Annotated in this window: 16 protein-coding genes; 4 read left to right on the forward strand and 12 right to left on the reverse strand. The window is 67.7% G+C overall.

Features of this window, described 5'->3' with window-relative positions:
* Positions 1-6: 6 nt before the first annotated feature.
* On the reverse strand, positions 7-1,206 hold the full coding sequence (locus G6N58_RS02670) for a DUF885 domain-containing protein (RefSeq protein ID WP_115279834.1): 1,200 nt from the start codon (positions 1,204-1,206) through the stop codon (positions 7-9).
* 62 nt (positions 1,207-1,268) lie between these two features.
* Here G6N58_RS02670 and coaA point away from each other — a divergent pair, with 62 nt between their 5' ends.
* On the forward strand, positions 1,269-2,207 hold the full coding sequence (gene coaA / locus G6N58_RS02675) for a type I pantothenate kinase (RefSeq protein WP_115279833.1): 939 nt from the start codon (positions 1,269-1,271) through the stop codon (positions 2,205-2,207).
* Between the two features lie 87 nt (positions 2,208-2,294).
* Here coaA and G6N58_RS02680 read toward each other — a convergent pair whose 3' ends face one another.
* The 3 genes from G6N58_RS02680 to G6N58_RS02690 form a co-directional block, all read right to left on the reverse strand.
* Positions 2,295-2,687 carry a hypothetical protein gene (locus tag G6N58_RS02680; protein ID WP_163907857.1) on the reverse strand — a complete coding sequence of 131 codons (393 nt, stop codon included), beginning with the start codon at positions 2,685-2,687 and terminating at the stop codon, positions 2,295-2,297.
* Between the two features lie 82 nt (positions 2,688-2,769).
* On the reverse strand, positions 2,770-4,113 hold the full coding sequence (locus G6N58_RS02685; RefSeq protein ID WP_115279831.1) for a hypothetical protein: 1,344 nt from the start codon (positions 4,111-4,113) through the stop codon (positions 2,770-2,772).
* Positions 4,114-4,116: 3 nt separating this feature from the next.
* Entirely contained in the window at positions 4,117-4,914 is a 798-nt protein-coding gene (locus G6N58_RS02690) for a (2Z,6E)-farnesyl diphosphate synthase (RefSeq protein WP_115279830.1), read from the reverse strand.
* A gap of 201 nt (positions 4,915-5,115) precedes the next feature.
* Between G6N58_RS02690 and trhA the strand changes: the two genes are divergently transcribed.
* On the forward strand, positions 5,116-5,841 hold the full coding sequence (gene trhA / locus G6N58_RS02695; RefSeq protein ID WP_115279829.1) for a PAQR family membrane homeostasis protein TrhA: 726 nt from the start codon (positions 5,116-5,118) through the stop codon (positions 5,839-5,841).
* Between the two features lie 83 nt (positions 5,842-5,924).
* Here the strand turns inward: trhA and G6N58_RS02700 are convergent, their stop codons facing one another.
* The 4 genes from G6N58_RS02700 to mca are packed head-to-tail and all read right to left on the reverse strand — an operon-like array spanning position 5,925 to position 9,417.
* Positions 5,925-6,293 carry a nuclear transport factor 2 family protein gene (locus G6N58_RS02700; protein WP_115279828.1) on the reverse strand — a complete coding sequence of 123 codons (369 nt, stop codon included), beginning with the start codon at positions 6,291-6,293 and terminating at the stop codon, positions 5,925-5,927.
* 10 nt (positions 6,294-6,303) lie between these two features.
* Entirely contained in the window at positions 6,304-8,274 is a 1,971-nt protein-coding gene (locus G6N58_RS02705) for a thioredoxin domain-containing protein (protein ID WP_115279827.1), read from the reverse strand.
* The gene (locus G6N58_RS02710) at positions 8,264-8,554 is read right to left on the reverse strand and encodes a hypothetical protein (RefSeq protein ID WP_115279826.1); all 291 of its coding nucleotides are present in this window, start codon (positions 8,552-8,554) and stop codon (positions 8,264-8,266) included. Before G6N58_RS02710 ends, G6N58_RS02705 begins: the two co-directional genes overlap by 11 nt.
* Entirely contained in the window at positions 8,551-9,417 is an 867-nt protein-coding gene (gene mca / locus G6N58_RS02715; protein WP_115279825.1) for a mycothiol conjugate amidase Mca, read from the reverse strand. Before mca ends, G6N58_RS02710 begins: the two co-directional genes overlap by 4 nt.
* Before the next feature lie 117 nt (positions 9,418-9,534).
* Between mca and G6N58_RS02720 the strand changes: the two genes are divergently transcribed.
* Positions 9,535-9,981, forward strand: coding sequence for a DUF4307 domain-containing protein (locus tag G6N58_RS02720; protein WP_115279824.1), 447 nt, complete (start codon positions 9,535-9,537; stop codon positions 9,979-9,981).
* A gap of 229 nt (positions 9,982-10,210) precedes the next feature.
* The gene (gene greA, locus G6N58_RS02725; RefSeq protein WP_068918471.1) at positions 10,211-10,705 is read left to right on the forward strand and encodes a transcription elongation factor GreA; all 495 of its coding nucleotides are present in this window, start codon (positions 10,211-10,213) and stop codon (positions 10,703-10,705) included.
* Here greA and G6N58_RS02730 read toward each other — a convergent pair.
* The 4 genes from G6N58_RS02730 to G6N58_RS02745 form a co-directional block, all read right to left on the reverse strand.
* A complete protein-coding gene (locus G6N58_RS02730) occupies positions 10,696-11,877 on the reverse strand; it encodes a cystathionine gamma-synthase (RefSeq protein ID WP_115279823.1) in 1,182 nt (393 codons plus the stop codon). The two genes, greA and G6N58_RS02730, sit on opposite strands and share 10 nt — an antisense overlap.
* Before the next feature lie 48 nt (positions 11,878-11,925).
* Positions 11,926-12,555, reverse strand: a complete 630-nt coding sequence (locus G6N58_RS02735; RefSeq protein WP_115279822.1) for an Rv1078 family RDD domain-containing protein — start codon at positions 12,553-12,555, stop codon at positions 11,926-11,928.
* A gap of 46 nt (positions 12,556-12,601) precedes the next feature.
* Positions 12,602-13,255: an Rv1078 family RDD domain-containing protein gene (locus tag G6N58_RS02740; protein ID WP_115281862.1), complete on the reverse strand. Its 654-nt coding sequence runs from the start codon at positions 13,253-13,255 to the stop codon at positions 12,602-12,604.
* A 199-nt stretch (positions 13,256-13,454) separates the two neighbouring features.
* Complete coding sequence (locus G6N58_RS02745; RefSeq protein WP_115279821.1) at positions 13,455-14,849, reverse strand: cystathionine beta-synthase; 1,395 nt, start codon at positions 14,847-14,849, stop codon at positions 13,455-13,457.
* Positions 14,850-14,866: the final 17 nt, after the last annotated feature.

Raw genomic sequence — 14,866 nt, forward strand, 5'->3', positions numbered from 1 at the left:
CGGCGCTCAGGCCGCCCGCAGGCTGGACGGGATCAGGGGCTCGTCGAGCAGGCGGGTGAACTGCGCCGTCAGGCTCACCTCGGCGGGCCTGTCGTCCAGCCAGCCCCGCAACAGGCGGTAACCCTCGATGTAGGTGCTGGTGTACGCGCGCCACAGCGGCGAGGACAAGAACCGCAACGCCTGCCGGGCGCGGGCGTCGTTGACCAGCAGCCACCGCTGCAGGAAAGCGGCCACGTCGTCGACGTCACGGTGCTCGTCGTGCAGCATCAGCGCGGCGTCCTGGCGCACGTCGGCCAACTGTGCAGACGCCTCGGAGATGGCCTCGGCCCGCTCCCCGTCGAACGTCAGTCCCAGATCGGCGTAGATCTCCGCCGCCCAGGCGCCCCAGCCCGGGCCGACGACCGCGTGCAACGCCAGGTCGGCCAGTCCCTCCGCCATCAAACACTGCGGGGTGTTGACCAGGAAGATCGTCTGTTCCAACTGGCCCTGCTTCTCCACCAGGCCGGCCTCTTTGCGGCAGTGCTCGGTGTGATGCCCCGGATAGGACTCGTGGGCCACCAGCCGGGGCAGGTTGGACATCTGCTGCTTGAGATCGGCGTTGACGGCCACCGTCGAGCGGTAGTCGCCCTCGTAGTAGTTGAACCCCGACCACGGTTTGTCGGTGACGATCTCGTAGGTGATGGTCTCGCGGGCATCCAGTGGGAACTCCGCGCGCACCCGGTCACGCAGCGCGCTGGAGAAGGCGTTGATGCAGTCAGCGAGGCGCTCCGGCGGAATCTCCTCGGCCGCGCGGTAGGCCTGCATGCGCTCGCCGAGCGGCCCGCTTCCGCCGAGCGCGGCGTCGAGTTTGGCGTGCGCCTCCCGGTACCGCTCGGGATCCCCTTTGGTGATGGACACGTCGAAGTAGTCGCGCACCTCGTCGACGAATCCGACCGGCTCGCCGGCGAACTTGCGCCCCGCGCAGTCCAGCGCCCGCAGGTGCGCGCGCAGGTAGTCCGCGCGGGGGCGTTCCAGCGTGGTCTCCTCGAGTGCGGCCAGCAGGTGGCGCGCCTGACGGCTCAGAGCGGCCGGATCGGGCGCCGGCTCGTCGGCCACGGCCCGGCGCAGCGCCTGATCGCCGGTGAAGGAGTCGACGTAGCCCTGCTCGATGCGGTCGAATCGCAGACCCAGGAGCAGGTACTCGCGGATCAGGGTGTCGGAGTCCATCTTCGACACCGTAGCGGCCACCTACCGTTCATGCGGAAGTGCCGATGCGGTAAGAACTACGCATGGCGCGCCTGAGCGAGCCGAGCCCCTACGTGGAGTTCGACCGAAGTCAATGGCGGGCGTTGCGCATGTCCACTCCGCTGAAGCTGACCGAGGAAGAAGTGCTGGGTCTTCGCGGCCTCGGCGAGCAGCTGGATCTGCTGGAGGTCGAAGAGGTCTATCTGCCGCTGGCCCGATTGATCCACCTGCAGGTGGCCGCGCGGCAGCGGCTGTTCGCCGCCACCGCGGAGTTCCTCGGTGAGCCGCAGCAGAATCCGGACCGGCCGGTGCCGTTCATCATCGGCGTCGCGGGCAGTGTGGCCGTCGGCAAATCCACCACCGCCCGCGTGCTGCAGGCGCTGCTGGCCCGTTGGGGGCATCACCCCCGCGTCGACCTGGTGACCACCGACGGGTTCCTGTATCCCAACCATGAGCTGACACGCCGGAATCTGATGCATCGCAAAGGTTTTCCGGAGAGTTATGACCGTCGCGCCCTGATGCGCTTTGTCACCACGGTGAAGTCCGGGGCCGACCAGGTGTGCGCGCCGGTCTATTCGCATCTGCTCTACGACATCGTGCCCGACGAGTTGCACGCGATCCGGCATCCGGACATCCTGATCCTGGAGGGCCTCAACGTCCTGCAGACCGGGCCCACCCTGATGGTCAGCGATCTGTTCGACTTCTCGGTCTACGTCGACGCCCGCATCGAGGACATCGAGCAGTGGTACGTTTCGCGGTTTCTGGCCATGCGCGCCGGCGCGTTCGCCGATCCGGCGTCGCACTTCCATCACTACGCCACGCTGACCGACGAGCAGGCCCTGTTCGCCGCCCGCGACATCTGGCACTCGATCAACCGGCCCAACCTGATCGAGAACATCCTGCCCACGCGGCCGCGGGCCACCCTGGTGCTGCGCAAGGACGCCGACCACTCGATCAACCGCCTCCGCCTTCGCAAACTGTGACTTCGGCGCGCTGGTAACCGCTGTGCGGTTGTGAGCGCGCCGAAATCACGAGGAGAACGCGACGTGACCTCTCTCGTCGCGCCGGTGTCAGCTCATACGCCTCACCCCCGCCCACTGCAACGCTGCGAAGGCGGTGGTGTACACCGCGCTGAACCAGAGGCCCGCCAGGCCGAGAGTCGTCAGCGGCAGGACACCGGACACTGCCACTCCCGCCGCCAGCGCGGTGCCCACCAGGTTGGCGATCACCACGCCAATTCCGGCGCGACGTACCGAGTGCATCCGGGCCAGCGAGAACACCACCACTCCGTAGAACACCATCCCCGCGCCCACCACGTACTCCTGGGTGGGGGTGAAACCGGACAGCGACGACAGCGGGTCGGCGAACGCGGCCAGCGCGACCCCCACCAGACCGCTGAGAATCGCGTCGAGGCGGAGAGCCAGCCGGAGCAGGGAATCGGTGGGTGCGGAGATGACGGTCATGGGGGTGCTCCTCCGTATCAATGGGGTGATACAGAAGATGCTGGTCAGCGGCCACTGCCAGATCCAGGCACGGCACTGCCATCTACTGCCAGACGCTCACCTGGGCCCTCAGATCGGCCGCTATCACCCGAGCCGCCGCGTTCTGCCAGTTGTGTAGCGAGCGCTGCGGCACCTCGGTGACCAGCCACTGCCAGGCCTGCCGGGCCACGGGGTCCAGGCCGGCCGCGGTGGCGTTCTGCGCGTAGGCCCGCACCCCGGCCACATACGGGAAGTACAGCGAGTTGTAGTGCCGCCACTGCTCGGTGGTGCCGAAGTCACCGCCGTCACGCGGCTTGAGCGCGGCGATGCGGTCGGCCAGCACGGCCTTGAGTTCGGCGGCACGCTCGAGCGGCTGGTCGGGTGCGCCGCGGGCGGCCAGCCGCTGGTCGATGACGGGCAGGGCGGTCAGAGGGCTGGCAACCAGCTTGGACAAATCGCCGTAGTGCCCCAGCGCCCGGCGGGTCAGCCGCGCGAAGGTGTCGTCGTCGAGATCATCGAGCGGATTCGCCGCCCGCAACGGCAGCGCCGCCTCGGTGCGGCGCAGGGTCGCCCGGTCCTTGCGCAGCTGCGGACCGAAGGCCACCCGGTCCAGTACCCCGGCCAGCGGGTCGGCCAGCACCGTGATGGCCAGGGCGACGGCCAGGCTGGTGAACAGCAGCACCAGCACCACCACCCGCCCGTCGCTGCCGACCGCGGCCAGTCCCAGCAGCGCCTGCCCGCCGAACACCACCGCCACCAGCACCGAGCCGATGAACGACCGCAGCATGTCTGCGCGCAGCGCCTGGCCCTCGTCGAAGGCGTCCCACACCGCGACGGCCACTCCGAGTAGCAGCACATCGAAACCTGTGGAGGCCAGCGCGAGCCAACTCGGCACCAGTCCCAGCGGGATCACCACGATCGCGTTGCCGAGCGCGAAGAACAGCGTCGCCACCACCAGCACGCCCATCACCGAACCCGGCCGCTGCGGCCGCCGGTACGCGCGCACCATCGCCGTCAGCGACGACACCGAGATGGCGACGAACATCACCCAGTGACCGGCGCGCAACGGTCCGTCCACGCTGCCGGCCAGCGCCGCGCCCGCCCATGCCACCGCTGCCACTGCCGCCACTGCCGCGATCTCGCGCGGCCGCCAGCGTTCCCCGGGCCGGGCCATCTCCAGCAACACCGCGAACCACGCCACGCCGGGCACCACCACGAGGTAGATCTCGATGCGGCCCAGCGTCTGCGCCGACGCGGCCAACCGCACGGCATCCAGCGCCACCACCACCGCGAAGCTGCACAGCCCCACCGCAGCGAGGACCAACAGGGGCTTGCGCGGATCGCGGGCCAGCAGATACAGGCCCAGCCACCAGCTCAGCGCGAACACCACGGCGGACAGGGCGGCCACGGGTCAGACTCCGAAGCGCCGGTGCCGTCTGGTGTAGTCGCGCAGCGCCCGGAGGAAGTCCACGCGGCGGAACGCGGGCCAGTGCGCCTCGGTGAACCACATCTCGGAGTAGGCGCTCTGCCACAACAGGAATCCCGACAGTCGTTGCTCGCCGGAGGTGCGGATCACCAGGTCAGGGTCTGGCTGGCCGGAGGTGTACAGGTTCTCCGAGATGGCCTCGACGGTGACGGCGTCGACCAGCTTCTCCGGGGCGGCGCCGTTGGCCAGCTGCTTGGACAGCAGCGACCGGACGGCGTCGACGATCTCCTGCCGGCCGCCGTATCCGACGGCGACGTTGACGTGGAAGGCCCCGGACTGTGCCGTGCTCGCTGTGCCTTCGACGGCATCCCGGACCCGGCGGGCGGGTTCTTCGCCGAGCAGCGAGAGGTCGCCGACGGTCCGCACGCTCCACCGGTTGGCCGGGGCGCAGATCTCCTCCACCACGCCGGTGATGATCTCGATCAGCGCCGCCAATTCGTCGTGGTCGCGCTGCAGGTTTTCGGTGGACAGCAGATACACCGTCGTCATTTCGATGCCGGCTTCCTGGCACCATCGCAACATCTCCGCGATCTTGGCCGCACCCACCAGATAGCCGTAGCTCACATCGTCATATCCGGCGTCGCGAGCCCACCGGCGGTTGCCGTCGCAGAGCACTGCGATGTGGCGCGGCAGCTCGGATCTGGACCGCGTGAGATCCTGGCGCAGCCGCAACTCATACAGCCGATACATCGGCTCTTTGAGTCGCGGGGGGATCAGATCCATGGGAACTACCGGTCTCTTCTACGTCGTCGGGCGTGCACTGCGCACCTAACAAAAGTACGGCACCAGCGGGTGTTGATCCCCCGACCCGGGACAACAACCTCGGTCCTTCCTGCGGTGAGCGCCACACCGTCGGACCATGGAATCGCCCGGTAGCGCCGACTACTGTGGAATTCGGCCAAGCCCGCTGCTGAAGGAGGTCGCATGTCCGCACCGCTCGGCACCGACGACCCGCGGCGACACAGCCCGGAGGACCTGCCCGAAGCCATCGCGGACGGCGTTGCCGAGGTCCTCGGCAAGCCTCGCGCCAGGGGTTGGATCCACCTGTACTCCGCCATCGTTGCCGTGATCTGCGGCGCCGCGCTGGTGTCGGTGTCCTGGGCCGGGGATTCCAGCCGAGCCGGCATCGCGACGCTGATCTACACACTCACCATCGTGGCGATGTTCGCTGTCAGCGCCACCTATCACCGGGTGCACTGGCACTCCGCCACCAAGCGCAAGTGGATGAAGCGCGCCGACCATTCGATGATCTTCGTCTTCATCGCGGGCAGCTACACCCCCTTCGCCGTGCTGGCCCTGCCCGAGCAGGACGGCCGCCTGCTGTTGTGGATCGTCTGGAGCGGTGCGCTGGCCGGAGTGCTGCTCAAGATGTTCTGGCCGTCAGCGCCGCGCTGGCTGGGTGTACCGCTCTACATCCTGTTGGGCTGGGTGGCGGCCTGGTTCATCGGGCCGATCATGCACGGCGCCGGTGTGGCAGCGGTGGTTCTGTTGATCGTGGGCGGCGCGCTCTACAGCGTCGGCGGCGTGCTCTACGCGCTCAAGTGGCCCAACCCGTGGCCCCGGACATTCGGCCACCATGAGTTCTTCCACGCCTGCACGGCTGTCGCGGCCATCTGCCACTACATCGCGATGTGGTTCGCGGTCTTCTGAGTGATTCGGGCGCGCTGGTAACCGCTCAGCGGTTGCGAGCGCGCCGACCGCTTGCGCCGCCTCGTCGCCCGACGCCGAAATCGCTACAGCTGCTTCATGTCCGACGGGCCCCAATAGGCCTTCATCGAGGTGATCTCCCCCGCGCTGTTGAAGTTCATGACCTCGATCGGCTCGACGCGGATCTTGGTGTCGCCCATGGTCACGGTGATGGCGAAGGCGAAAGCCGCCTCGTGGCCGCCGGTCCGCAGCTGCAGCAGCTCGGTGGACACCTCGGCGTTGGCCGTCATCGCGTAGAACCCGGCGATAGCCTGCCTGCCGATGTGCACCTCGCCGCCGCCCACCGGGTCCTCCAGCGTGGCGTCTTCGGCGTACAACGCGGCGACGTCCTCAGCCGATCCTGACACCACGGTGTCGAGGTAACGCTGGACCAGGGCTGCGGGATCGAGACTCATGGGCGGCACGCTACACGGACATACCCAGGGAGACAGCGAGTTCTCCCACCGAGAGGACAGGCAGATCGCACGTCCGGCCCCGGCACACGTAGGCGGCATCGCGCCCGTTCACCCGGTCCCGTCCGGTCAGCAGCGGCGCGGAGTCCACGGCTCCACCCACCACGATGGATCCCCCGGGTGCCAGCTGCCGGGCCGCGGCCAGCAACTCGGAATCCGGGTCGCCGGCCACCGCGATCTGCAGAGGTCCGCGCACAGCGGCTTCGGCCACGGCCAGCCAGTGCCCCGCGGAACGGGGTGCGGCGGCCAGCAGTGCCGAATGCGCCGCCAGTGTCTGCGCCGCGGCGTGGCCGTAGCGTTCCGAGCCGGTGATGTGCGCGGCGGTCAGTAGCGCTTCGGCCATCAGCGACGCGCCAGACGGGGTGGCGCCGTCCAACGGGTCGCCCGGACGCATCATCAATTGCTCTGCGTCATCGGCACTGTCGAACCAGCGGCCGGGTTGCTGCGGATCGGTGAAGTGGGCCAGCGCGACGTCCAGCAACGCACAGGCCTGGTCGACGAACCGCCCGGTCAGCTGGTGCAGGCTGAGCAGGCCGACGGCCAGTGCAGCGTGGTCTTCCAGCGTGGCCGCCCCCGCGCCGATACGCCCACCCAGGCTGGTCCGGCGCAGCCTGCCGTCGACGAGGTGACCGTCGAGCAGCGCCTCGGCACAGCGGAGAGCGGCGTCCACCAGAGCGGGCCGGTCCAGCGCCACCGCCGCCTCGCACAACGCGGTGATGGTCAACCCGTTCCAGGACGTCACGATCTTGTCGTCGCGGTCGGGCTGTGCCCGCTGCCCACGCGCCGCCAGTAGTGCCGCGCTCACCCGCTGTAACCGGTCCACGTCGGGCGCTACCCGTAACTGCAGCACCGAGGAGCCGTGCTCGAACGTCCCCTCAGCGGTGACACCGAAAATAGTTGCGGCCCAACGTCCGTCGTCATCACCGAGTACGTCGCACAGCTGGGCCGGCGTCCAGACGTACGTGGCACCCTCGACACCGTCGGTGTCAGCGTCCAGCGAGGAGATGAACAGGTCACCGTCGCGCAGGTCGCGCAGCAGGAAGTCAGCCGTCTGAGCCGTGACGCGCTGCGCCAACGGGTCCGAGGTCCGGCGGGCCCAATGGCCGTAGAACCGCAGCAACAGGGCATTGTCGTAGAGCATCTTCTCGAAATGCGGTATCACCCAGGCGGTGTCGACGCTGTAGCGGGCGAATCCACCTGCCAGTTGGTCGTAGATGCCACCGCGCGCCATTGCCGCACCCGCCCGCTCCACCGTGGCCAGCACCTCGGCCGCGCCGGTGCGTTCATGGTGCCGCAGCAGTGCTTCCAGCAGCGCGGACGGCGGGAACTTGGGCGCCGCCCCGAAGCCGCCGCCTGCCACATCCTCGTCGGTGAGCACGGTTGCCACGGCCTGGTCGCACAACGCAGCGGAGAGGTCGGGCCCGGCACCGGGCAGCGCGCCGGTCATGCTGCGCAGTTCGCCGAGGATCTGCTCGGAGGCGGTCAGCACGTCGTCGCGGCGGGTCCGCCAGGTTTCGGTGACAGCCGAGAGCAGTTGCAGGAACTGGCTTTTCGGATAGTAGGTGCCACAAAAGAAGGGGCGGCCGTCGGGGGTGAGAAAGCACGTCATGGGCCAGCCGCCCTGCCCGGTCAGGGCGACGGTGGCAGACATGTAGACGGCGTCGAGATCGGGGCGTTCTTCGCGGTCGACCTTGATGCAGACAAAGTTCTCGTTCGCCGCGGCGGCCACGTCCTGATCGGAAAACGACTCGTGGGCCATCACGTGGCACCAGTGGCAGGCGGCGTATCCGATGGACAGCAGGATGGGCACGTCGCGGCGGGCCGCGCCGGCCAGCGCGTCTGGCGACCATTCCACCCAGTGCACCGGGTTACCGGCGTGCTGGCGTAGATACGGACTGGTCGCCGAGCCGAGCTTATTGACCACCGGGCTCCCGGGGCGGGGTCGCGGAGTCGGCTTCCACGGATTCGTTGTGCACGGAGTCGGCGTCCACGGTGCCCTCGTCCACGGCCTGGTCCGGTTCCGGGTGCTCCGGGTCGAACGACTCCGGCAGCCGCTTGAGGTGCCGGTTCATCGACCACACCAGCGCAAAGGTGCCGGCCAGCAGCAGCACGACGACGAGCAGGCCGAAGGGGCTGGCCTTGCCGAATTCGGGACCGGTGTTGCGGGGGGCCTCCTCGGCCAGCCACAAGACCAACTCGTTCACGGCGCTATCCCCGCGAACAGGTCGTCTTCGGGCAGGGTCACCGGCACCCGGGACCGGGCCAGCTCATACTCCTCGGTGGGCCACAGCCGCTTCTGCCATTCCATCGGCGTGGTGAAGAAGAAGCTCTTGGGATCGATCTGGGTGGCGTGCGCCAGCAGCGCTTTGTCCCGCACCTCGAAGAACTCCGAGCATTCGATACGGGTTGTCACCCGCTTGGCGAGCAGGTCGTCGTCCGGATCCCAGTTCTCCAGCCACTTGGCGAACGGGCCTTCCTGGCCATTCTTGGTGAATTCGTCCTGCAACACCTGCATGCGCTGCCGCAGGAATCCGTGGTTGTAGTAGAGCTTCGACACCTGCCACGGTTGACCGGCGTCGGGGTACAGGTAGTGGTCGCCGGCCGCTTCATACGCCGCCACCGAGACCTCATGGCAGCGGATGTGGTCCGGATGCGGGTAGCCACCGTTCTCGTCATAAGTGGTCACGACGTGCGGCTTGAAGTCCCGGATCAGCCGCACCAGCTTGCTCACCGGCTGCTCCAGCGGGACCAGCGCGAAAGCGTCCTCGGGCAGCGGCGGCAGCGGGTCGCCCTCGGGCAGTCCGGAGTCGATGAAGCCCAGCCACTCGTGCTCGACTCCCAGGATCTCCGCAGCCCGCGCCATCTCCTCGCGGCGGATCTCGTGGATACGTCCGTGCACGTCGGGCAGGTCCATCGCGGGGTTGAGGATGTCGCCGCGTTCCCCACCGGTCAGTGAGACGACCATGACGCGGTGTCCTGCGGCCGCGTACTTGGCCATCGTTGCGGCACCCTTGGAGGACTCGTCGTCCGGATGCGCGTGCACCGCCATCAGCCGCAGTTGGGTCACCGTTCGCCTTCGTTTCGCTGTTGTCCGGGTGCCGATACGATCGGCACTCCTTCTTAATACTTCCATCCCGGTCGTCGCATTCCGCGGGTCGGGACCCGAAAGTACGGTGATCCACTGATGGCCGACGGCCAACTGCTCCGCTCGGAAGCGCGCTACGGACGTCAGCGCATGTCACGGCAGTCCCGCCGCCGGTTCGCTGTCCTGCTGGCCGTTCTGGTGGTCGTCATCGGCGGCATCGTCGCCGTGATCGGCTACCAGCGGATCAACAACTCCGAGGTCAGCGGGGAGATGGTGGCCTACCGCCTGATCGACGAACAGACGCTGGAAGTCACCTTCAACGTCACCAGAACCGACCCGCAGGCAGCCGCGGTGTGCATCATCCGGGGACGCTCCCGTGACGGCAGCGAAACCGGCCGCCGCGAGGTGCTGATCGCCCCGTCGACCGAGAAGACCATGCAGGTCAGGGCCATTGTGAAGACCAGCATGCCGCCGGCCGTAGGGGACGTCTACGGCTGTGGCACCACGGTCCCGGACTACCTGGTGGCACCCGAGCCGGCGCCCTGAACAACCGAACGGCGGACGTCCAAAACATGAAAATCGGCTGGACCGCCGGTGGTATGCTGGCTTGATACACGGTCCTGCTGGGACCGTGTATTGCGTCTATAGCGCGTGCACCGCGGCTGTGGGATGGCAATACACGCGGCTGCCGCTGGCTCAGCAGCCTCGCCCGGCACCTCCGTCACAGACTGCCCGACGCGAACATCGCGGACCACACACACGACAGGAGCGCGAGATGACTGATACCCAGGTGACGTGGCTCACCCAGGAGTCCTATGACCGGCTCAAGGCCGAACTGGACCAGCTGATCGCCAACCGGCCCATCATCGCCGCCGAGATCAACGACCGTCGCGAAGAGGGCGACCTGCGTGAGAACGGGGGCTATCACGCCGCCCGCGAGCAGCAGGGGCAGGAAGAAGCCCGCATCCGCCAGCTGCAGGAACTGCTGAACAACGCCAAGGTCGGCGAAGCTCCCAAGCAGTCCGGTGTTGCGCTGCCCGGCTCCGTCGTCAAGGTCTACTACGACGGCGACGAGTCCGACACCGAGACATTTCTCATCGGCACCCGCGAACAGGCGGTCCAAGACGGCAAGCTCGAGGTGTATTCGCCCAACTCACCGCTGGGCGGCGCGCTTCTCGACGCCAAGGTCGGCGAGACCCGCACCTACACCGTGCCCAACGGCAACACGGTGAAGGTGACGCTGGTCAGCGCCGAGCCGTATCACGCCTGACGGCTCAGCGCCTGCTCCAGATCGCCGATCAGGTCGGCGATCTCCTCGATGCCGACCGACAGCCGCACCAGGTCCGCAGGGACCTCCAACTGCGATCCGGCGGTTGAGGCATGCGTCATCGCGCCGGGATGCTCGATCAGTGACTCCACGCCACCCAGCGATTCGGCGAGGATGAAGATCTCGGTGCCTGCACACAACTCGCGCGCGGCCTCGATGCCACCGCGCATGCGTACCGACACCATGCCGCCGAATCCGCTCATCTGCCGGGCCGCGACGTCGTGGCCGGGGTGGCTCGGCAACCCCGGGTAGAGCACCGAGCTGACGGCGGGATGCTCCTGCAGGAATTCCGCGACCGCAGAGGCGTTTTCGCTGTGCCGCTGCATCCGCAACGCCAGCGTCTTGAGCCCGCGCATGGTCAGGTACGCGTCGAAGGGACCGGGCACGGCGCCGGCACCGTTCTGCAGGAACGCGAACGCGGTGTCCAATTCCTCGTCGTCGGTGACCAGTGCGCCGCCCACCACATCGGAGTGCCCGCCGATGTACTTGGTGGTGGAGTGCAACACGATGTCCGCACCCAGAGTCAGCGGCTGCTGCAGTGCCGGTGAGGCGAACGTATTGTCCACCAGGACTCTCGCCTTCACCTCGGCGCCCAGCTCGACGATGCCGGCGATGTCGGCGACGGACAGCAGCGGATTGGTGGGCGTCTCGACCCAGATCAACTTCGTCGCCGGCGTGCAGGCAGCCCGCACTGCGTCGAGATCACCGAGCGCGACCGGGGTGTGCGTCACGCCCCAGTGGGTGAACACCTTGTCGATCAGCCGGAAGGTGCCTCCGTACGCATCGTCGGGGATGACGATGTGGTCACCGGGGCGCAGGACGGCGCGCAGCGCGCAGTCGGTGGCAGCCATACCCGAGCTGAACGCCCGGCCGTAGGTGCCGTCCTCGACGGCGGCCAGCGACGCCTCGAGCGCCTGACGGGTGGGGTTGCCGGTGCGGGCGTACTCGAAGCCGCCGCGCAGGCCCCCCACGCCGTCCTGGGCAAAGGTCGAACTGGCATAGATCGGGGCGTTGACGGCGCCGGTGGCGGGGTCGGGCCGGAACCCGGCGTGAATGGCCTTGGTCGCCAGACCCTGCCAGCGGTGGGCATCGGCCTTGCTGCGCTGCTCGCTCATTGCACCGAGCCTAATGAACGCAGCAAGGCCCGGCTGACGCAGGGACCTCTAGCGCGGCGGCTGGATGGGCACGCAGACGGTGGTCATGATCTTGTCCGCGAAGGTCTGCCGCTTGCTGTCCCACAGTGGCCACAGGTAGCCGAGGTAGCAGACCAGGCTGTCGAGGATGTGGGCGATCTGCCGCACGATCGACAACCCGAATCCGATGGGCTGCCAGGTCTTTTCGCTGACCACCTTGAACTTCATGATGGACTTGCCGACGGTGGACCCGGTGGTGCCCTGGCGGTAGCCGTAGTTCCAGATGGCGAACACGAAGGCCGCGACGCCCACCACGATGGTGATGATGATGCCCAGCGCCGACGGCTCGGACGTGCAGTACGCGCTGTATCCGTCCACGGTGTCGGTGGTGCACTGGTTCTCCCCGGTGGCGATGGCGATGCCCTGTGCGATCGCGACCGGGATGCCGACGATCAAGCCGTCGATCAGGGCCGCCAGCACGCGGGTGAACCAGGAGGTGTAAGCCTCCTTGGGCAGCACCGGCGCCATCCCCGGCGGGGGTCCGTAGGCTCCCCCCGGCGGAGGTCCGTAAGCTCCCCCCGGCGGCGGTGGCGGCGGGTAGTTCCCGGGCGGTGGGGGCGGGTAATTGCCGGGCGGCGGCGGAGGCGGATACTCGGTCATGATCGCTCCTTGCTGGACGATTCTCGGTTGGAAGGGATGCCGGGGACTAGAGGGGCAGGCAGACGGTGGTCATGATCTTGTCTGCCAGGGTCTGGCGTTTGTTGTCCCAGAGCGGGAACAGATAGCCGATGCCGCAGAGGAACGAATCCACCAGGTGGGCCAACTGGCGCACGATCGACAGCCCGAATCCCAGCGGCTGCCCGGTCTTCTCGCTGACGACCTTGAACTTCATCACGGTCTTGCCGATGCTCGAGCCGGTGGTGCCTTGGCGGTAGCCGTAGTTCCACAACACGTACGTCAGCCCCAGCAGACCGGCCAGCGTCACCGCCGTCTGACCGATGGTCGAGGCTCCACAGGTCTGCTCGTTGTACGACTCCCCCAGGATCTCGCCGAGACCGGTGTCCGAGAAATCAACGCACTCTTGGGTTCCCATGAGGAAGCCCCAGCCGATGCCGATGATGATCACGTAGGGGATGTAGTCGATCAGGAATGCCAGCACGCGGGTGATCCACGGGGTGTACGCCGACGTCGGCAGCACACCCATCCCGGCGTGGGGAAAACCCGGGGGTCCCCAGCCAGGAGGCGGGTAGTACCCGGGCGGCGGTTGCTGACCGGCGGGGGGAAACGCGCCGTGCGGCGGGGGGAAGCTGCCCTGCGGCGGCGGGTTGCCGGGCGGAAAACCTGGCGGTTGATCGGTCATGGCGCCTTCCACTCAGGAGTACCGCGGGCTGCTGTGGAGCGGCCTTACAGTACCCGAGAAAGGCGCAACACAGCGACGCAAAATGCAAACTTCACGGCGCCGACATCTGCGCCACCGCCGATGAATTCAGACTTTCCGGAAAGCGACAGGCAATTCTTTGCCCCCGCCATTGTCACCGCCTGGCAACGGTGAATTCCGGCTATCGGCGGGACGTGCCCTCGGACAGGAATCCGAGCAGGTCACTGCGGGTGAGGACACCCACGGGTTTGCCGTCTTCGACCACCATCACCGCGTCCCATTCCCGCAGATCTTTCGCGGCGGCACTGACCAGTTCACCGGCCCCCACCAATGGCAATGCCGGACTCATGTGCTGCGCCACCGCATCGGCCAGCTTGGCCCGTCCTTCGAATACCGCGGAGAGAAGTTCACGTTCGGAAACACTGCCCGCCACCTCCCCTGCCATGACGGGCGGTTCGGCACCCACCACCGGCATCTGGGACACCCCGTACTCACGCAGGATCTCGATGGCGTCGCGCACGGTCTCACTGGGATGGGTGTGCACCAGGTCGGGCAGAGCACCCGACTTGCCGCGCAGGAGATCGCCCACCGTCACCTCCTCGGTGGAGCCGTCGAGGCGGCTGCGCAGGAAACCGTAGGACGACATCCACGAGTCGTTGAAGATCTTCGACATGTACCCGCGGCCACCGTCGGGCAACAGCACCACCACCAGCGAGTCCGGGCCGGCCTGCTTGGCCACCTCCACCGCGGCCACCACCGCCATGCCGCAGGAGCCGCCGACCAACAGCGCCTCTTCGCGGGCCAGGCGCCGCGTCATGTCGAACGAGTCGGCGTCGGAGACGGCGATGATCTGGTCCGGGATCGACGGGTCGTAGGCCGACGGCCAGAAGTCCTCGCCGACGCCTTCCACCAGGTACGGCCGGCCGGTGCCGCCGGAGTAGACCGAACCCTCCGGGTCGGCGCCGACGATCTTGACTGCACCGTCGGAGACCTCTTTGAGATAGCGGCCGGTGCCGGTGATGGTTCCACCGGTACCCACTCCGGTCACGAAGTGCGTGATCTGACCTTCGGTATCCGACCAGATCTCGGGACCGGTTGTCTCGTAATGGCTTTCGGGTCCGTGCGGGTTGGAGTACTGGTCCGGCTTCCAGGCGCCGTCGATCTCGTTCACCAACCGGTTGGACACGCTGTAGTACGACGCCGGGTCATCGGGTGCCACCGCGGTGGGGCACACCACCACCTCCGCGCCGTAGGCGCGCAACACGTTGCGCTTGTCCTCGCTCACTTTGTCCGGGCAGACGAACACACACTTGTAGCCGCGCTGCTGCGCCACCAGCGCCAGACCCACCCCGGTGTTACCCGACGTGGGTTCGACGATGGTGCCCCCGGGCTTGAGCAATCCCTCGGCCTCGGCGGCATCGATCATCTTGATCGCGATGCGGTCTTTCGAGCTGCCGCCGGGGTTCAGGTACTCGATCTTGGCGACCACCCGGCCGGCGCCGTCGGGAACCACCGAGGTCAGCTCCACCAGCGGAGTGTTGCCGATCAGGTCACTGATGTGCCGCGCGATACGCATGCCTACATCTTTGCGCA

The organism is Mycolicibacterium tokaiense, assembly GCF_010725885.1.
Taxonomy (GTDB): domain Bacteria; phylum Actinomycetota; class Actinomycetes; order Mycobacteriales; family Mycobacteriaceae; genus Mycobacterium; species Mycobacterium tokaiense.

Excerpts from the sequence above, each read along its gene's own strand:
- G6N58_RS02730 (WP_115279823.1), bottom strand. The coding sequence starts at position 11,877 with ATGAGCGAGCAGCGCAGCAAGGCCGATGCCCACCGCTGGCAGGGTCTG.
- greA (WP_068918471.1), top strand. The coding sequence starts at position 10,211 with ATGACTGATACCCAGGTGACGTGGCTCACCCAGGAGTCCTATGACCGG.
- G6N58_RS02670 (WP_115279834.1), bottom strand. The coding sequence starts at position 1,206 with ATGGACTCCGACACCCTGATCCGCGAGTACCTGCTCCTGGGTCTGCGA.
- G6N58_RS02740 (WP_115281862.1), bottom strand. The coding sequence starts at position 13,255 with ATGACCGATCAACCGCCAGGTTTTCCGCCCGGCAACCCGCCGCCGCAG.
- G6N58_RS02720 (WP_115279824.1), top strand. The coding sequence starts at position 9,535 with ATGGCCGACGGCCAACTGCTCCGCTCGGAAGCGCGCTACGGACGTCAG.
- G6N58_RS02735 (WP_115279822.1), bottom strand. The coding sequence starts at position 12,555 with ATGACCGAGTATCCGCCTCCGCCGCCGCCCGGCAATTACCCGCCCCCA.
- G6N58_RS02680 (WP_163907857.1), bottom strand. The coding sequence starts at position 2,687 with ATGACCGTCATCTCCGCACCCACCGATTCCCTGCTCCGGCTGGCTCTC.
- G6N58_RS02745 (WP_115279821.1), bottom strand. The coding sequence starts at position 14,849 with ATGCGTATCGCGCGGCACATCAGTGACCTGATCGGCAACACTCCGCTG.
- coaA (WP_115279833.1), top strand. The coding sequence starts at position 1,269 with ATGGCGCGCCTGAGCGAGCCGAGCCCCTACGTGGAGTTCGACCGAAGT.
- G6N58_RS02690 (WP_115279830.1), bottom strand. The coding sequence starts at position 4,914 with ATGGATCTGATCCCCCCGCGACTCAAAGAGCCGATGTATCGGCTGTAT.
- G6N58_RS02700 (WP_115279828.1), bottom strand. The coding sequence starts at position 6,293 with ATGAGTCTCGATCCCGCAGCCCTGGTCCAGCGTTACCTCGACACCGTG.
- trhA (WP_115279829.1), top strand. The coding sequence starts at position 5,116 with ATGTCCGCACCGCTCGGCACCGACGACCCGCGGCGACACAGCCCGGAG.